This is a genomic window from Paraburkholderia sp. GV068 (assembly GCF_003058125.1).
GTDB lineage: Bacteria > Pseudomonadota > Gammaproteobacteria > Burkholderiales > Burkholderiaceae > Paraburkholderia > Paraburkholderia graminis.
Genome location: NZ_QBUB01000003.1, coordinates 520,407 through 537,901 on the forward strand (window position 1 = coordinate 520,407; position 17,495 = coordinate 537,901).

General features: G+C 64.2%; 13 protein-coding genes. 5 read left to right on the top strand and 8 right to left on the bottom strand.

Annotated features, from left to right (window positions below):
- On the top strand, positions 1 to 1,113 hold the full coding sequence (locus C8K18_RS09875) for an aminoglycoside phosphotransferase family protein (RefSeq protein WP_107707338.1): 1,113 nt from the start codon (positions 1 to 3) through the stop codon (positions 1,111 to 1,113).
- A gap of 9 nt (positions 1,114 to 1,122) precedes the next feature.
- On the top strand, positions 1,123 to 1,830 hold the full coding sequence (gene murU, locus C8K18_RS09880) for an N-acetylmuramate alpha-1-phosphate uridylyltransferase MurU (RefSeq protein ID WP_107707339.1): 708 nt from the start codon (positions 1,123 to 1,125) through the stop codon (positions 1,828 to 1,830).
- Positions 1,831 to 1,860: 30 nt separating this feature from the next.
- Here the strand turns inward: murU and C8K18_RS09885 are convergent, their stop codons facing one another.
- A complete protein-coding gene (locus tag C8K18_RS09885; RefSeq protein WP_029970467.1) occupies positions 1,861 to 3,771 on the bottom strand; it encodes an ABC transporter ATP-binding protein/permease in 1,911 nt (636 codons plus the stop codon).
- A gap of 294 nt (positions 3,772 to 4,065) precedes the next feature.
- Here C8K18_RS09885 and C8K18_RS09890 point away from each other — a divergent pair, with 294 nt between their 5' ends.
- Positions 4,066 to 4,461, top strand: a complete 396-nt coding sequence (locus C8K18_RS09890) for an acyl-CoA thioesterase (protein ID WP_107707340.1) — start codon at positions 4,066 to 4,068, stop codon at positions 4,459 to 4,461.
- 52 nt (positions 4,462 to 4,513) lie between these two features.
- Here C8K18_RS09890 and C8K18_RS09895 read toward each other — a convergent pair whose 3' ends face one another.
- Complete coding sequence (locus C8K18_RS09895; RefSeq protein ID WP_107707341.1) at positions 4,514 to 5,434, bottom strand: LysR substrate-binding domain-containing protein; 921 nt, start codon at positions 5,432 to 5,434, stop codon at positions 4,514 to 4,516.
- Between the two features lie 168 nt (positions 5,435 to 5,602).
- Between C8K18_RS09895 and C8K18_RS09900 the strand changes: the two genes are divergently transcribed.
- Positions 5,603 to 6,217 carry a glutathione S-transferase gene (locus C8K18_RS09900; protein WP_107707342.1) on the top strand — a complete coding sequence of 205 codons (615 nt, stop codon included), beginning with the start codon at positions 5,603 to 5,605 and terminating at the stop codon, positions 6,215 to 6,217.
- Between the two features lie 27 nt (positions 6,218 to 6,244).
- On the opposite strand, the gene C8K18_RS09905 is transcribed toward C8K18_RS09900, so the two are convergent.
- Complete coding sequence (locus tag C8K18_RS09905; protein ID WP_107707378.1) at positions 6,245 to 9,355, bottom strand: EAL domain-containing protein; 3,111 nt, start codon at positions 9,353 to 9,355, stop codon at positions 6,245 to 6,247.
- A gap of 172 nt (positions 9,356 to 9,527) precedes the next feature.
- The gene (locus tag C8K18_RS09910) at positions 9,528 to 10,004 is read right to left on the bottom strand and encodes a nitrate reductase associated protein (protein WP_029970472.1); all 477 of its coding nucleotides are present in this window, start codon (positions 10,002 to 10,004) and stop codon (positions 9,528 to 9,530) included.
- A gap of 123 nt (positions 10,005 to 10,127) precedes the next feature.
- Here C8K18_RS09910 and fdhD point away from each other — a divergent pair, with 123 nt between their 5' ends.
- Entirely contained in the window at positions 10,128 to 10,955 is an 828-nt protein-coding gene (fdhD, locus tag C8K18_RS09915; protein WP_107707343.1) for a formate dehydrogenase accessory sulfurtransferase FdhD, read from the top strand.
- A 51-nt stretch (positions 10,956 to 11,006) separates the two neighbouring features.
- Here the strand turns inward: fdhD and C8K18_RS09920 are convergent, their stop codons facing one another.
- The 4 genes from C8K18_RS09920 to C8K18_RS09935 form a co-directional block, all read right to left on the bottom strand.
- A complete protein-coding gene (locus C8K18_RS09920) occupies positions 11,007 to 11,777 on the bottom strand; it encodes an enoyl-CoA hydratase (protein ID WP_107707344.1) in 771 nt (256 codons plus the stop codon).
- Between the two features lie 123 nt (positions 11,778 to 11,900).
- Positions 11,901 to 13,100, bottom strand: coding sequence for an acetyl-CoA C-acyltransferase (locus tag C8K18_RS09925; RefSeq protein WP_107707345.1), 1,200 nt, complete (start codon positions 13,098 to 13,100; stop codon positions 11,901 to 11,903).
- A 30-nt stretch (positions 13,101 to 13,130) separates the two neighbouring features.
- On the bottom strand, positions 13,131 to 15,566 hold the full coding sequence (locus C8K18_RS09930; RefSeq protein ID WP_107707346.1) for a 3-hydroxyacyl-CoA dehydrogenase/enoyl-CoA hydratase family protein: 2,436 nt from the start codon (positions 15,564 to 15,566) through the stop codon (positions 13,131 to 13,133).
- 127 nt (positions 15,567 to 15,693) lie between these two features.
- Positions 15,694 to 17,481 carry an acyl-CoA dehydrogenase C-terminal domain-containing protein gene (locus tag C8K18_RS09935; protein WP_107707347.1) on the bottom strand — a complete coding sequence of 596 codons (1,788 nt, stop codon included), beginning with the start codon at positions 17,479 to 17,481 and terminating at the stop codon, positions 15,694 to 15,696.
- Positions 17,482 to 17,495: the final 14 nt, after the last annotated feature.

Sequence of the window (17,495 nt, forward strand, 5' to 3'; positions counted from 1 at the left end):
ATGACGCTGCCCCCTTCCCAAGACTTCACACACCATCCCGCCGACAGCCGCCTCGAACGGCTCAAGGCCTGGCTGCAAGGCCACGCGGCCCGTTATGCACTCGACATCAGCACGCTCGCGCCCGCTTCGTCCGACGCGAGCTTTCGCCGCTATTTCCGGCTCGCCGGTAAGGCGGCGGAAGGCGAAAACGCCGGCACGCTGATCGCGGTCGACGCGCCGCCGCCCGAAAAATGCCGCGAGTTCGTGCAGGTCGCGCAGTTGCTCGAAGCGGCCAACGTGCATGTGCCGCGCATCCTCGAAGTGGATTTCGACGCGGGCTTGATGCTCGTCACCGATCTCGGCACCGCGTCGTACCTCGGCGCGCTCACGGCCGCGCAAAACGATAACGAGCCGCGCCGCGCACGCACGCTGATGCGCGACGCGCTCGACGCGCTGATCCGCTGGCAACTGACATCGCGCGAAGACGTGCTGCCGCCGTTCGACGAAGCGTTCCTGCGCCGCGAGATGGAGCTGATGCCGGAGTGGTTCATCGGCAGGCACCTGGGGCGCGAGGTCGACGACAATACGCGCGGCCTGCTCGACCGCACGTTCGCGCTGCTGATCGCGAGCGCGCGGGCGCAGCCGCAAGTGTTCATGCTGCGCGATTTCATGCCGCGCAATCTGATGGTGTGCGCAGCGCCAGGTGCGGCCGGCGAAGCAAGCCGCGCGGCCAACCCCGGCGTGCTCGACTTCCAGGACGCGGTATACGGTCCAATCACTTACGACGTCGCGTCCTTGTTGCGCGACGCCTTCCTCAGTTGGGACGAGGAGTTCGAGCTCGATTGCTTCGTGTACTACTGGGAACGCGCGAAGAAAGCCGGCCTGCCCGTCGATCCCGATTTCGGCGAGTTCTATCGGCAGATCGAATGGATGGGTCTGCAACGGCATATCAAGGTGCTGGGTCTCTTCTGCCGCATCAATTACCGCGACAGCAAGGCGCATTACATGAACGACTTGCCGCGCTTCATCGGCTATGCGCGCAAGGTGGCCGAACGTTATGCACCGCTGCGTCAGTTCGGCAAGCTGCTCGACGATCTCGAAGGCCGCGCGAATGAAATCGGCTACACGTTCTGAACAATCACAATGCCTCTGAAGAAAGCGATGATTTTCGCCGCGGGCCGCGGCGAGCGCATGCGTCCGTTGACGGACGCGTGTCCGAAGCCTTTACTCGAAGCGGGCGGCAAGCCGCTCATTGTCTGGCAGATCGAACGGCTCGCGCGCGCGGGCTTTGAAACCATCGTGATCAATCACGCGTGGCTCGGCGAGCAGATCGAAGCCGCGCTCGGCGACGGTTCACGCTGGCACGTCGAACTGCGCTATTCGCCCGAGCGTGAAGCACTCGAGACGGCGGGCGGCATCGTGCAGGCGCTGGCGCTGATCGAAGATAACGGGGCAAGCGAAGTGTTCGTCGCGGTGAGCGGCGACGTGTACGCGGACTTCGATTACAGCAGGTTGAGCGCGCGCGCCGACGCATTGAAGGCTTTGCCCGAGCCGGGCATGCATCTCGTCATGGTGCCGAATCCCCCGTTTCATCCGAACGGAGACTTTGCGCTCAAGGACGATGTGTTGTCGCTCGACGGCGCGCCGCGCTTCACGTTCGGCAATATCGGACTCTATGACACGCGCATGTTCCGCGATCTTCCGCGTGGCACGCGACGCGCGCTCACGCCGTATTACCGCGAAACGATCGCACGCGGTCTTGCGACCGGCGAGTTATACGAAGGCTTGTGGGAAAACGTCGGCACGCCGGCGCAGCTTCAGCAACTCGATGAGAGGTTGCGGTCGCGCTGAGATCGCGGTGCGGTCGCGCTGAGTTTGCGTTCAACGCGCCGGCAGTTCCGCGCTGTCAGGCATCGCCGCAGCGCCGGCACTCTCCACCACTTCCGACGTCTCGGCCGCGCGTTGCTGCTGCAACGCCCACATCTGCGCGAACAGGCCGTTTGCGCGCAACAGTTCGGCATGCGTGCCGCGCTCGACGATGCGCCCCTTGTCCATCACGATGATCTGCTGAGCGTGCACCACCGTCGACAGCCGGTGCGCGATGATCAGCGTCGTGCGTTCGCGCGCGATCTGATCGAGCTCGTGCTGGATCGCGCGTTCCGAACGTGAATCGAGTGCGGACGTGGCCTCGTCGAACAGTAGAATCGGCGGATTCTTCAGGATGGTCCGCGCAATCGCGACGCGCTGCTTCTCGCCGCCCGAGAGCTTCAGGCCGCGCTCGCCGACCGGCGTGTCATAGCCTTTCGGCAGTCCTTCGATGAACTCGTGGATATGCGCCGCGCGCGCCGCCGCGATCACTTCGTCGCGCGTCGCCGAAGGCCGCCCATAAGCGATGTTGTAGTAGATCGAATCGTTGAACAGCACCGTGTCCTGCGGCACCGTGCCGATCGACGCGCGCAACGACGCCTGCGCCACGTCGCGAATATCCTGACCGTCGATGGTGATTGCGCCGCCCGTCGCGCGGTCCAGATCGTAGAAGCGGAACATCAGCCGCGCGAGCGTCGACTTGCCCGAGCCGCTATGCCCGACCACGGCCGTCGTGGTGCCCGCCGCAATCGTAAAGCTCACATCGTGCAGAATCTGCCGCGCCGGCTCGTATGAAAAGTTGACGTGCTCGAAACGCACTTGCCCGCCGCTCACTCGCAGCGCGGGCGCGCCGGGCACATCGGGCACTTCCTGCGCGGCGCCGAGCAGCGTGAACATGCGGTCCATGTCGGTGAGACTTTGCTTCAGCTCGCGATACACGACGCCCAAGAAATTCAGCGGAATATAAAGCTGCAGCATGAACGTGTTGATCAGCACGAGATCGCCGAGCGTGAGGCGCCCGGCCATCACGCCTTCGGTCGCGCGCCACAGAATGAACACGAGCCCCGTGCCGATGATCGCCTGCTGCCCGAAGTTCAGCGCCGACAGCGAGCGCTGCGACTTGATCGCCGCGGTGCGATAGCGCTTCAGGTTCTCGTCGTAACGGCTCGCTTCCCACTCTTCATTGCCGAAGTATTTGACGGTTTCATAGTTGAGCAAGGAGTCGATCGCGCGCGAGTTCGCCTTCGAATCGAGCTCGTTCATCGTGCGGCGAAAATGCGTGCGCCACTCGGTTACCTTCACCGTGAAGACGATGTACACGGCCAGCGCCACGAACGTGACCGCGGCGTAATACGCCTCGTATTTGACGACGAAGAAGCCGAGCACGAGGCCGACTTCGACGAGCGTCGGCAGAATGCTGTACAGCGAATACGAAATGAGTTGCGTGATGCCGCGCGTGCCGCGTTCGATGTCGCGCGACATGCCGCCCGTTTGCCGCTCGAGATGAAAGCGCAACGACAGGCCATGCAGATGCCGGAACACCTTGAGCGCGAGTTGCCGCACGGCGCTTTCGGTGACTTTCGAAAAGAGGATTTCGCGCAACTCGGTGAAGAGCGACGTGGAGAGCCGCACCACCGCATAGGCGACCACCAGCAAGCCGACGCCGCCGAGCAGCACGATGCCCGGCGAATCGTGCGCGCGGCCAAGCGCCGTGAGATGCTGCACGGACGCGAGACTGTCGACGATCCGCTTCATCACGATCGGCACGCCGAGGTTGGCGATCTTCGCTCCGATCAGGCAGCTCAGCGCGAACGCGACACGCCATTTGTACGTGGCGAGATACGGCAGCAGAGACAGGATCGTCTGCCAGTCGTTGCGCGGCTGGGTGGAAATCGGCGAGGGTTCGGACGGAAGCGAGCGGCGCATGGATTGGGCTGGGGAGATATGGAAATGCCGGAGTTCGCAGCGGCCGCGACCGCCACGCGCGCGCCGCCAACTGCCGGCGCACGGGGCCTCGTCGCGACCTGACTGGGCGCTTTCCCGTACAATTCCTGATCGTTCTATTGTCGCAGAAGCCGGCTGGCGCCGCTTTTCATCGGCGAGGCGGCTCGTTATGGCTGGACGTTGGGCGCGGCTCTGCTGTTTGGCAATGTCCGCGGCTTGCGTCGTGAGCCGCGCCGGCCAGGCGAATCAAACCAACACGCGTTTCCAGGGTAACTGATGACCGATATTCTCGAACTCCCGCAAAAGCCTTGCGCGCTGCGCGTCATGCCGCAGCCGGCCGACGCCAATATCCACGGCGACGTGTTTGGCGGCTGGATCATGGCGCAGGTGGACATTGCCGGCTCGATCCCGGCAAGCCGGCGCGCGAACGGGCGAGTCGCCACCATTGCGGTCAATTCGTTCCTCTTCAAGCAGCCGGTGTTCGTCGGCGATCTGCTGAGCTTTTATGCGGACATCGTGAAGACGGGCAATACGTCCATCACCGTTTCCGTCGAGGTCTACGCGCAACGTATGAGCCTCGCGGAAGACATCGTCAAAGTGACGGAGGCCACGCTGACCTACGTCGCCACCGACAGCGACCGCCGTCCGCGCGCACTGCCCGCGCTCGACTGAAACGCGCCGAATCCGCCCCAACGCGCCGAACCCGCCTGACCGCAGCGCGGCGCTATTGATCCCCAAGCGCCGCATTCGCGCGCAGATACGCGTCGACCTGTCCTTCGATCCACTGCGCGAAATGCGCCTGCTGCGCAGTGAGCGTTTCGCGCTGCTGCCACACAAGCCAGTACGGATAGCGATAAGGCACGCGAACCCGCGTGATCTGCACCAGCTCGCCGCGCGCGAGCGCGTGCGCGACCAGGCTGCGCCGCTCGAGCGCAACGCCCTGGCCGAGCAATACCGCGCCGATCACCACGTTCGAATCGTTCGCGGACAACACCACGCGCGCGGCATCCGGTTGCGCGACTTTCGCCGCTTCGCACCAGTCGGCCCACGGCGCGTCGGGACTCGAAATCAGCGGACACGCGATCACCTCTTCGGCCGTCACCGGCAAGCGGCCACCTGGCGCGAGCGCGAAATGCGGCGCGGCGACCACGATCATTTCATCGTCGAATAGCTTTTGATGCGCGACGTCGGGCCAATGGCCCTGGCCCATGCGAATGCCGACATCGCTCGCACCGTGGCGCAAATCTTCAAGCTGCAAACTCGTCACGAGACGAACGCGGTAATACGGATGCGCGTCGCGAAAGTCGGGCAGACGCGGCACGAGCCAATGTTGCGCGAACGACGGCAATGTAGTGATCACCAGTTCGCTGTCGTGCGGACGCGCGAGCACGCGGCGCGTGGCCTGCGTGATGTCGCGCAGCGCAGCGCGGATTTCGAGCGCGTAGAGACGGCCTTCGTCGGTCGGACGCAGACCGCGCGCTTCGCGCACGAAAAGCGCGACGCCCATCGCCTCTTCGAGTACCTTGATCTGCTGGCTCACCGCCGAATGCGTGACGTGCAACTCGCGGGCCGCCTGCGTGACGCCGCCGAGGCGCGCGACGGCCTCGAAGCAGCGCAGAGCGGTCAAGGGCGGAATGCGTTTCATGTAAGAGATTCTGACGTAAACCGTCGCATAATTTCGCTTTTTCTGCCGCGCCGGGATGCTTAATCTATTGCGGTGAAGCGCGCCGCATCGACACGGCGGGACGCGGCGACACGCAACGAGCGCCGCGACCCCACGGCGCATGATGATAGAACGTCTAACGGGACAGACATGAAACTGATCGGAATGCTCGACTCGCCTTACGTGCGCCGGGTCGCTATCTGCATGAAGCTGCTCGGGCTCGAGTTCGAGCACGCGCCCATCTCGGTGTTCAGCACCTACGACCAGTTCGCGGCGATCAACCCGGTCGTCAAGGCGCCGACGCTCGTCGCCGATAACGGCAAGACGGTGATGGACTCGACGGTGATCCTGCAATATCTCGCGTCGCTGGCCGGTCCGAAGCAGCGGCTATTTCCGTCGCATCCGGACGACTGCCTGCGCGCCGCGCGCCTGACCGGCCTCTCGCTCGCCGCATGCGACAAGAGCGTGCAGATCGTCTACGAACGCAACCTGCGGCCGGCCGACAAGCAGCATGAACCGTGGATGGACCGTGTGCGTGCGCAAGTGCTCGCCGCCTACGCCGAGCTCGAACAGGAAGCCGCGGCGGCACCCTTGCCGACCGAGGCCGAGCGCTTCGGCGCGGCGGAAGTCACGGTCGCGGTCGCGTGGAATTTCACGCAGATGATGCTGCCGCAGATCGTCAGCGCAAGCGCGCACCCGCATTTGCAGGCGTTTTCGGCGGCGGCGGAACAGTTGCCGGTTTTCGTGAGTACGCCAGCGGTGTGAGCGCGAGGCGCAGGCGTTAGCCAGGCTTCAGGCCATCGCCGGTTCGTGCGCGGTGCCGCCTTTCATCAGCTCGGAGATCGCATCAGTCGACAAAGGCTTCGCGAAGTAGAAGCCTTGCATCTCGTCGCACGCGCGCTCTTTCAAAAAGTCGAGTTGCGCCGAGGTCTCGACGCCTTCGGCGATCACTTGCAACTTCAACGAATGCGCGAGTGCGATGATCGCCGACGTGATGGTCTCGTCGTCGCCCGAGATGCCGATGTCGGACACGAACGAGCGGTCGATCTTCAGCCGGTCCACCGGAAAGCGCTTCAGATAGCTGAGGCTCGAATAGCCGGTGCCGAAGTCGTCGATTGCGAGGCCGATGCCCAGCGCGCTCAGTTCGTTGAGCATCGACACGGCTTCTTCGGCATTGCGCATGATCGCGCTTTCGGTCAGTTCCAGTTCCAGATATCGCGGCTCGAGCCCGGTTTCGTCGAGCACCTGCATCACGAGCTTGGCAATGTCGCGCTGCTGGAACACGCGCGCCGACAGGTTCACGGAAACGCGCGCCGGCGGCAAGCCGAGGTCTTGCCACGCCTTGTTCTGACGGCACGCTTCGCGCAGCACCCATTCCGAGAGCGGCCCGATCAACCCGCTTTCTTCGGCAACGGGAATGAACGACGACGGCGGCACGAGCCCCACTTCGGGATCGCGCCAGCGCACCAGCGCCTCGGTGCCGACAATCCGCCCAGTGTGAATATCGACTTGCGGCTGGTAGTGCAGCAAGAACTGGTTGTCGCGCAGCGCGCGCCGCAGACGCCGCTCGAGGTTAAGGCGCGCGCCCGCGCTCGCGTTCATCTCGGGCTGATAGAACTGGAACGTGTTGCGCCCCATGTCCTTCGCGCGATACATCGCGAGATCGGCCTTTTTCATCAGCGTTTCGGCGTCGTCGCCGTCTTGCGGGAACAGGCTCGCGCCCAGGCTGCAGCCCACGTACAGTTCCGTTCCGTCGAGCCACACCGGTTCCGAGATCGACGCGCGCACGCGCTCCATCCACGCAATCAGCGATTGTTCGTCGACGGTATCGGTCATCACGACCACGAACTCGTCGCCGCCGTGACGCGCGACCGTATCGCTCGTGCGCGTGCAGCGCGCGAGCCGCTCGGCGACGACACCGAGCAGCCGGTCGCCGACGCTGTGGCCCAGGCTGTCGTTGACGTTCTTGAAGCCGTCGAGATCCATGAACACGACAGCCACGCCCTTGTGCTGCCGCTGCGCGACGATCAACGCATGCTGCAAGCGGTCGCGCAACAGGTTGCGATTCGGCAGGCGCGTGAGGCTGTCATAGTTGGCCTGATATTCGAGCTGTTCCTGATAGCGCATCAAGTCGGTGACATCGTTGATCACGCCGATGTGATGCGTGATGACGCCTTCGGCATCCGGCACCGGCGCGATGAAAAGCTGATTCCAGAACAGCGCGCCGTCCTTGCGATAGTTGCGCACCACCGCGCTCACTTCGCGATTCGCGGCGAGCGCCTCGCGGATCAGCGCGACGCCTTCCTGCTCGCGATCGTCGCGTTGCAGCACGCGGCAATCATGGCCGATCACCTCGGCGGGATCGTAGCCCGTGATCCGCATGAAGGCCGGGTTCACGTATTCGATCAGATTGCCCGCCGGCGAAGGCGCCGTGATCAGAATCGCGTTGACGCTCGCATCGAGCGCGCGGCTTTGCAGACGCAGCGCGAGATCCGCCCGCTTGCGCTCGGTGATGTCCGTGTACGAACCCAGCACGCCGATCACGCGGCCGTCGCCGTCGGTGAACGGCAGCTTGCTCGTGACGGTCGTGCGGTGCACGCCGTCTATCACCACGTCGACTTCGAAGTTCATCTTCGGCACGCCCGTGCCGACCACTTCCCTGTCGTGCGCGTTGAGCAATTCGGCGAACGCCCGCCACGGCATGTCGGCGTCGCTCTTGCCGACCACCTGCTCGGGATACGACAGACCCGCGTCGCGCGCGAACGCCATGTTGCAGCCGAGATAGCGCGACTCCAGGTCTTTCCAGAAAATGCGCTGCGGGATGTTGTCGATCACCGCTTCGAGCATCTGGTTCGAGCGCTGCGCCTCGGCTTCGGCGTTGATCTGCTCGGTGACGTCGTCGGCGAGAACGAAGAACGCGGCGCGGCCCATGAAGTTCAGCGCGTGATAGGAGATGTCCGCGCTTATCACCGAGCCGTCCTTGCGCCGGTGATGCCAGATGCCCGCCATCGTGCGGCCGCGCTCGGCGCTGTCGGCGCGCTGCAAATGCGACTCGAGCCGGCCGATCTCGCTATTGGGCCGGATCGCGCGAATCGTCATGTCGAGAAACTCGCTCTCCGAATAGCCGTACTGCTTGATCGCGGCCGAATTGACGGCGAGAAAGCGCAGCGTCTCGCGCTCGAAGATATACATCGGCACCGGATGATCGTCGAACAGGCTGCGAAAGCGCTCGTCGTTGCGGCCGAGCGCGCGCACGCTGTGCAGCTTCTTGCGCGCGCTGCTTTCGCGTGCGCCGAAGGTGAAGATCAGGAGCGCCGCGCCCGCCAGCATGGTCGCGATCAGAAACAGCGCCGCGTGCCGCCGCTCCTTCGACGACGCCGCGAGCGACGCCTGCAACGCGCGGCTCTCGGCTGCCCGCAGCGCGGCGAGGCCCGCTTCGACACGGTGCAGCCCGAGCCCGGCGTGCATGTACGACGCCGCCGTCCATGCGCGCGAGGCGGCCGGCTCGTCGGCGTCGCGCGTGAGCAGTGCATCGCCGATGTCGCGTTGCAGCGCGCGCCGGTCCGCGCCGACCTGGGCGAGCGTGGCGAGCATCGCGGGCTCGTCGGCCAGTTCGCCCTGCAACTTGCTTTCGAGACTCGCGAGCGTCGCGTTCATTGTCGCCGCCGCGTCGACGGGCGGCGGATCGCCCGCGGCCTCGAGGCGGCCGAGCGCGGCGAGGCCGCCGTCGAGCGCCGACTGGTACGCGTCGAGGCTCTGGCGAACGTGCGTCGAATGCAGCATGCGCGCGTCGGCCTCACGCTGGCCGGCGATCTGCAAGCATGCTGCGAACACGTTTGCGCCGAGCGCGACGGCCACGACCGCTATGTTGATCAGCAGCCGCTTCGAGATGAAAGGAGTCATGGGTTCCGAACGTCGATCGTTCTTCGGGCGGGAGCGCGAGGCCGCTTGCGATGCGTCCGGCGGCATCGATGCGAGTCTTTTACGCGCTAACCTTTGGATAACGGCAGCGTTCGGAACAGGTTGAGGGTGGGAGGTGAAAAAAAGTTGGTGGGGTGCGCCTAGCCGGCCGCACCTAGCCGGCCGCGCCAAACTCCTTCATCGCCGGGATGAAGTCGTGGTTGATCTCCTGCTTGCGCGACAACTTCGCCAGCACGTAGCGCTTGAACGGCTCGAGCTCCGCCCAGCGCGCGGCGCTCGGGCCCGCGAGGCCCGCCAGCTTCGCCTGACGCTCGACGCTTTCAGGCACGCTCGCCGTGTCGCGCCACGCGGGCGCTTCGTCCGGCGTGAACCACTCCGGTTCGACGTTCGCGTGAGTGCGCAGCATCTCGAACAGCGCGTGATCGAAGTTGGGCTCGATCTCCGCATCGTCTTCGACGGGAAAACGCGCGAGCAGCTTGCGGTCCTCCAGCGGCAGCATTTGCCATTGCGCGAGCGAAATGCGCAGCCCGAAACGATCGAGATTGAAGCGAACCGACATCGGGATATAGGTGAAATTCTCCGACGACTCCACCTCGAAGTTGAACAGCAGCGGTGCTTCGTTGAGTCCCATGACAGTTTCCTCTTGGATGACGGGCAACGCACAAGGCCAGCTTGAGGTATTTTAGAACCTTATTCGTGCGTCGGCGGCGCGGCATGGCCGGGCGCACGCACGGCATCAACGGAGTGAATCAGCGTGAACGAACTGCAAACAGGCCAGCCCGGCGCGGTGGAGCGTCAGGTGCACCGCCATCGCGGCGCGGCGGTGGAAACGGTCACTGACCACGTCGGCCAGGAGTGGCCGGTCGCGCTCGTCTTCAACGGCATCTCGCATGCGGTGATGATGTGCACGCCGCGCGATCTCGAAGCATTCGCCGTCGGCTTTGCGATTTCGGAAGGGATTGTCGAGCGCGGCAGCGACATTCAGGACATCGAGGTCGAACTGCACGACGACGGCGAATTGCCGCACGCCGAGGTGCAATTGCAGGTCGTGCAGCAGGCGTTCGTCGCACTGAAGGAAAAGCGCCGCGCGTTGGCCGGCCGCACCGGCTGCGGCGTGTGCGGCATCGAAAGCATCGATCTGCTCGATCTGAAGCCGGAACGCGTGCCCGACACCGGCTTTTTGCAGCGGCTCGCGCCCGACGCGATCGCGCGCGCGGCCCGCGATTTGCCCGTGCATCAGGCGTTGACGCGCCTCACCGGCGGTTTGCATGCGGCCGCGTGGTGCGACGCCGCGGGCGCGATCCGCTACGCGTTCGAAGACGTCGGCCGCCACAACGCGCTCGACAAACTGATCGGCCAGCTCGTGCTCGATCGCGCGGATACCAAAGAGGGCTTCGTGTTTCTGTCGAGCCGCGCGAGCTATGAACTCGTGCGCAAAGCCGCGCGCGTCGACGTGCCGATGCTCGCGACGATCTCCGCGCCGTCGTCGCTGGCGATTGCGATTGCCCGCAAGGCCGGCGTGCGGCTCGTCAGCTTCTGCCGCGAAACCAGCTACGTCGATTACGACACCGCCCAGCCCTGAGCGGCTCGTGTGAACAGGGCCAAGTGGGCGCTTTGCAGCCGCCCCGCTCGTTCAGTCGAATTGCCGGAAGTCCGGCTTGCGCTTCTCGAAGAACGCCTTGAACGCCTCACGCGCTTCGGGCGCGATCAGCATCTTGCCGAAGTGCAGCGCTTCCTCCGACATCTGCGTTTGCAGTTCCTGGTGGCTTGCGCGCTTCATCAGGCTCTTGGTCACGCGCAATGACGACGCCGGCAACGCGGCGAGCTTCGCGGCTTGCGATGCCGCGAACGCGTCGACTTCCGCAGCGGGCAACACGCGATTCACGAAGCCCATGCGGTGCGCTTCGGCGGCATCGAACGCCTCGCCGAGCAGCAGCTTTTCCGCCGCGGCCTGATAGCCCGCGACGCGTTGCAGCAGCAAACTCGACGCCGCTTCGGGACACAGCCCGAGTTGCGCGAACGGCAACGAGAAGCTCGCCGAATCGGCGGCATAGACCAGATCGCAATGCAGCAGCAGCGTCGTGCCGATGCCCACCGCCGGCCCCGCGACCGACGCCACCACCGGCTTTTCCGCCGAACTGATCGCGCGCAGGAACTGGAAGACGGGCGCGTTTTCGCCCATCGGCGGCGCCTTCATGAAGTCTTCGAGATCGTTGCCCGCGCTGAAAATGCCCGCGCTGCCGCGAAACAGAATGGCGCGCACGGACGCATCGGCTTGCGCGTCGACCAAAGTGTCGGCCATCGTCTGATACATCGCGGCCGTGATCGCGTTCTTCTTGTCCGGCCGGTTGAAGGCAATCGTCAGCACACCGTTGGCGCGCTCGACCAGAATGTCCGTCGTCATGTTCGTCTCCTTCATGTGCTACAGAATCTGCTGTAGTAAAAGCAAAAACGGTTCGCAAGCGCGAGGCCTGCGAACCGTTGCGAATGCCTTAACGGCATGCCGCGTGCAGCGAAGCGAGCCGTATCACAGCCGCTCGATGATGCCCGCCGCGCCCATCCCCGTGCCGACGCACATCGTCACCATGCCGTACTTGTAGTTGCGGCGGCGCAAGCCGTGCACGACCGTCGACGCACGAATCGCGCCCGTCGCGCCCAGCGGATGGCCAAGCGCGATCGCGCCGCCGAGCGGGTTGATCTTCGACGGATCGAGGCCCAGGTCCTGAATCACCGCGAGCGATTGCGCGGCGAACGCTTCGTTCAACTCGATCCAGTCGAGGTCGTCCTGCGTCAGACCCGCGGCCCTCAGCGCTGCCGGAATCGCTTCCTTCGGCCCGATGCCCATGATTTCCGGCGGCACGCCGCGCACCGCGAAGCTGACGAAGCGCGCGAGCGGCGTCAGGTTGAACTGCTTGAGGATTTTCTCCGACACGACGATCAGTGCGCCCGCGCCGTCCGAGGTCTGCGAGCTGTTGCCGGCCGTCACCGAGCCCTTGTTCGCGAACACCGTGCGCAGTTTCGCGAGACCTTCGAGCGACGTGTCGGCGCGCGGGCCTTCGTCGAGCGAGACTTCGCGCGTTTTAACGCGCACTTCGCCCGTGGCGAGATCGGGGAAGCGCTCAGTGACCGTGTACGCGGCGATCTCGTCGTTGAACTCGCCGGACTGCTGCGCGGCGATCGCGCGGCGATGCGATTCGACCGAGAATGCGTCTTGCGCTTCGCGGCTGATCTTCCAGCGCTCGGCGACCTTCTCGGCGGTCAGGCCCATGCCGTACGCAATGCCAACATCTTCATTGCGATCGAAGATATGCGGCGACAGCGACGGCTTGTTGCCCATCATCGGCACCATGCTCATCGACTCGCAGCCGCCCGCGATCAGCGCGTCCGATTCGCCGACACGGATGCGGTCCGCGGCCATCGCCAACGCGGTCAGGCCCGACGCGCAGAAGCGGTTCACCGTCACGCCGCCGACCGACTGCGGCAGGCCCGCGAGCAGCGCGCCCATGCGGGCCACGTTCAGGCCTTGCTCGGCCTCGGGAATCGCGCAGCCGACAATCGCGTCTTCGATCACCTTCGTGTCGAGGCCGGGCACTTGCGCCACGGCGGATCGGATTGCATGCACCAGCAGTTCGTCGGGGCGCGTGTTCTTGAACACGCCGCGCGGCGCCTTGCCGATCGGCGTGCGGCTCGCGGCGACGATATATGCGTCTTGCAATTGCTTGCTCATTTGTTTCTCCGAAATTTGCGCGCGTCGCTATTAGTTCCGCACCGGCTTGCCGGTTTGCAGCATGCCCATGATCCGCTCCTGCGTCTTCTGCGTGCCGAGCAGATCGACGAACGCGCGGCGCTCGAGTTGCAGCAACCATTCTTCGTCGACGAGACTGCCGCCTTCCACGTCGCCGCCGCACACGGCTTCGGCGATGCGGCTCGCGATCAGGAAATCGTGCTCGCTGATGAAGCGGCCGTCGCGCATGTTCACGAGCGATGCCTTGATGGTCGAGATCGCCGAGCGTCCGGCAACCGGCACTTGCGTGACGCGCAGCGGCGGACGATAGCCCGCGCCGGCGAGTGCGCGCGCTTCCTTCTTCGCGACGTCGAGCAACTCGAACACGTTGAACACAATCGTGTCCGACGGCTTCAGATAACCCATCGCGCGGGCGTCGAGCGCGGACGCCGACACCTTCGCCATCGCCGCGTTTTCGAACGACTTCTGCACGAACTTCAGCAGATCGTTGGTCGCGCCGACTTGCGTCGCGGCCTCGGCCGCGCGCAACGCCGCTTCCTTCAGGCCGCCGCCAGCAGGCACGAGACCCACGCCGACTTCCACGAGACCGATATAGCTTTCGATGTGCGCAACGCGCTTCGCGCTATGCAGCAGCAACTCGCAGCCGCCGCCGAGCGCAATGCCCGACACTGCGGCCACAACCGGCACGCTCGCGTACTTCACGCGCAGCATGCCTTGCTGGAACTTCTTCACGAACGGCTCGATGCCTTTCGCGCCGCCCATCATGAACGCGGGCATCGCTTCTTCGAGGTTCGCGCCCGCCGAGAACGGGCCGCCCGGCGCGCCGAGTTTCAGCGACGTCGGCTGCCAGATCACGAGACCCTTGTAGTCCTTCTCGGCCAGTTCGATGGCCTGCGTCAAACCGTCGATCACCGACGGTCCGATCGTGTTCATCTTGCTCTTGAACGACACGATCAGAACATCGTTCTCGCCGGCGCGGTCGTCGACCCATGCGCGCACCGCGTCCGTTTCGAATAGCGTCTTGCCGTAAGTCTTCGGGTCCGCAGCCGTTTCGCCGACGAGTGGTGCGCGGAACACCTGGCGCTCATACACGCCAAGCGACGAGCGCGGCACGAACGTCTTCGAAGCCGGCGACCACGAACCTTCGTTCGTATGCACGCCGCCCTTTTCGGCGACGGGACCGTCGAGCACCCACGAAGGCAATGGCACAGTCGAAAGCGCCTTGCCCGCCGCGATGTCTTCCTGCACCCATTCGGCGACCTGCTTCCAGCCGGCCGTCTGCCAGCCTTCGAACGGACCTTCGTTCCAGCCGAAACCCCAGCGGATGGCGAGGTCGACGTCGCGCGCGTTATCGGCGATGGATTCCAGATGCACGCCGATGTAGTGGAACACGTCGCGGAAAATGGACCACAGGAACTGCGCCTGCGGGTGCTCCGATTCGCGCAGCAGTTTCAGCCGCTCGGCCGGCGGACGCTTCAGAATGCGGCCGACCAGTTCGTCGGCCTTCGCGCCGCCATCCACGTACTCGCCCGTTTTCGGGTCGAGCACCTTGATCGCCTTGCCTTCTTTTTTATAGAAGCCGACGCCCGTCTTCTGACCGAGCGCGCCCTTCTTCACGAGTTCGGCGAGCACGGCCGGCGTTTCGTAGACCGGGAAGAACGGGTCGTCCTTCAGATTGTCCTGCATCGTCTTGATGACGTGCGCCATCGTGTCGAGACCGACGACATCAGCAGTACGGAACGTGGCCGACTTCGCACGGCCGAGACGCGAGCCGGTCAGGTCGTCCACTTCGTCGAAACGCAGGCCGAATTTTGCGGCCTCGGTAATCACGGCGAGAATCGAGAAAATGCCGACGCGATTCGCGATGAAGTTCGGCGTGTCTTTCGCGCGCACGACGCCCTTGCCGACCACGCTCGTCAGGAACGTTTCGAGTTGATCGAGAATTTCCGGGCGCGTGGTCGCGGTCGGAATCAGTTCGACCAGATGCATGTAGCGCGGCGGATTGAAGAAATGCACGCCGCAAAAGCGCGCCTTGAGTTCGTCCGCGAAACCTTGCGACAACTCGGTGATGGACAGGCCCGATGTATTGGTCGCGAAGATCGCGTTCGGCGCGATGTGCGGCGACACCTTCTTGTACAGGTCGTGCTTCCAGTCCATGCGCTCGGCGATCGCTTCGATCACGAGGTCGCATTCGGCGAGCTTCTCGATGTCGTCGTCGTAATTCGCGGGCTGAATGTACTGCGCGTCGTCCTTCACGCCGAACGGCGCGGGCGACAGCTTCTTCAGATTCTCGATCGCCTTCAACGCGATGGCGTTCTTCGGACCTTCCTTTGCGGGCAGGTCGAACAGCAGCACCGGCACCTTGGCGTTGATCAGGTGCGCGGCGATCTGCGCGCCCATCACGCCGGCGCCGAGCACGGCTACCTTGCGAATGATCAGATTGCTCACGTTGTTCCTCCGGGGAGTTATGCGGTGTCGCGAATGTGTCGCGAGTTTGTCGACTACTTCGCGATGAATGTGGCCGGCAAAATCGCCGCGTCGTTGGAACCCGCGCGGCGACTTTCCGTGAGTTGATTTAGAACAGCGCTTCTTCGTAGTCCATCAGCGGCTTGGAACCGGCGCGCGCCTGGCGAATCGTCATGGCCGTTTCGGGCAGCAGCTTCGCGAAGTAAAAGCGCGCGGTGGCGAGCTTGGCCTTGTAGAACGGATCGCCCGATGCTTCGTTATCCAGCGCGACGCGCGCCATGCGTGCCCAGAAGTACGAGAACACGAGATGGCCTACAGTGCGCAGATACGGCACGGCCGCGGCACCCACTTCGTCCGGGTTCTGCATGGCCTTCATGCCGATTTCCATCGTCAGCTTCTGCACCTTTTCGCCGATGTCGGCGAGCGGGTTGATGAACTCCTGCATCTCCGGCTTGATGCCTTCGGCTTCGACAAACTCGGTCACGAGCTTGCCGAACTTCTTCATCTTCGCGCCCATGTCGCCGAGAATCTTGCGGCCGAGCAGGTCGAGCGCCTGAATCGCGTTCGTGCCTTCGTAGATCATGTTGATGCGCGCGTCGCGCACGTACTGCTCCATGCCCCACTCGGCGATAAAGCCGTGGCCGCCGTAAATCTGCATCGCGTGATTCGTGCCTTCGAACGCGTTGTCCGACAGGAACGCTTTCAGGATCGGCGTGAGCAGCGCGACGAGATCGGCGGCTTCCTTGCGCACGGATTCGTCGGCGTGCGACAGTTCCTTGTCGATATGCAGCGCGGACCAGTACGAGAATGCGCGCGCGCCTTCCGCATAGGCCTTTTGCGTGAGCAGCATGCGGCGCACGTCGGGATGCACGATGATCGGATCAGCGGCTTTGTCCGGGGCCTTCGGACCGGTCAGCGAGCGCATCTGCAGACGTTCTTTCGCATACGTCAGCGAGTTCTGGTACGCGACTTCGGTCAAGCCCAAACTCTGCATGCCGACGCCCAGACGCGCAGCGTTCATCATCACAAACATCGCGTTCAAGCCTTTGTTCGGCTCGCCGACGAGCCAGCCCTTCGCGTTGTCGAGATTGATCACGCAGGTCGCGTTGCCGTGAATGCCCATCTTGTGTTCGATGGAACCGCACTTCACGCCGTTGCGCTCACCAGGCTCGCCTGCTTCGTTCGGCACGAACTTCGGCACGATGAAAAGCGAAATGCCCTTGGTGCCCTTGGGCGCGTCCGGCAGACGCGCGAGCACGAGGTGAACGATGTTCTCCGCAAGATCATGCTCGCCGCTGGAGATGAAAATCTTCGTGCCGCTGATCGCATACGAGCCGTCGCTATTCGGCTCGGCCTTGGTGCGCAGAATGCCGAGATCGGTGCCGCAATGCGGCTCGGTCAGACACATGGTGCCGGTCCATACGCCCGACACCAGCTTCGGCAGATACACCTTTTGCAGCTCCGGCGTGCCGTGCGCGTGCAGGCATTCGTACGCGCCGTGCGAGAGGCCGGGGTACATCGTCCACGCCTGGTTCGCCGAATTCAGCATTTCGTAGAGCGCGTTGTTGACGAACGCGGGCAGCCCCTGGCCGCCGTACTCGGGATCGCAACCGAGCGCGGGCCAGCCGGCTTCAACGTACTGTTGATAGGCTTCCTTGAAACCCTTCGGCGTGGTCACGACGCCGTCGCCGACGTACGTGCAGCCTTCCTGGTCGCCGCTGTGATTCAGCGGAAACAGCACTTCGGAGCAGAACTTGCCGGCCTCTTCGAGCACGGCGTTGATCGTCCCGGCGTCGAGATCCGCGTGCTTCGGCATCTGCTTGATCTCGGCTTCGACGTTAAGCAGCTCGTGCAACACGAATTGCATGTCGCGCAGCGGCGCGGCGTACTGTCCCATGAGTCTCTCCAAAG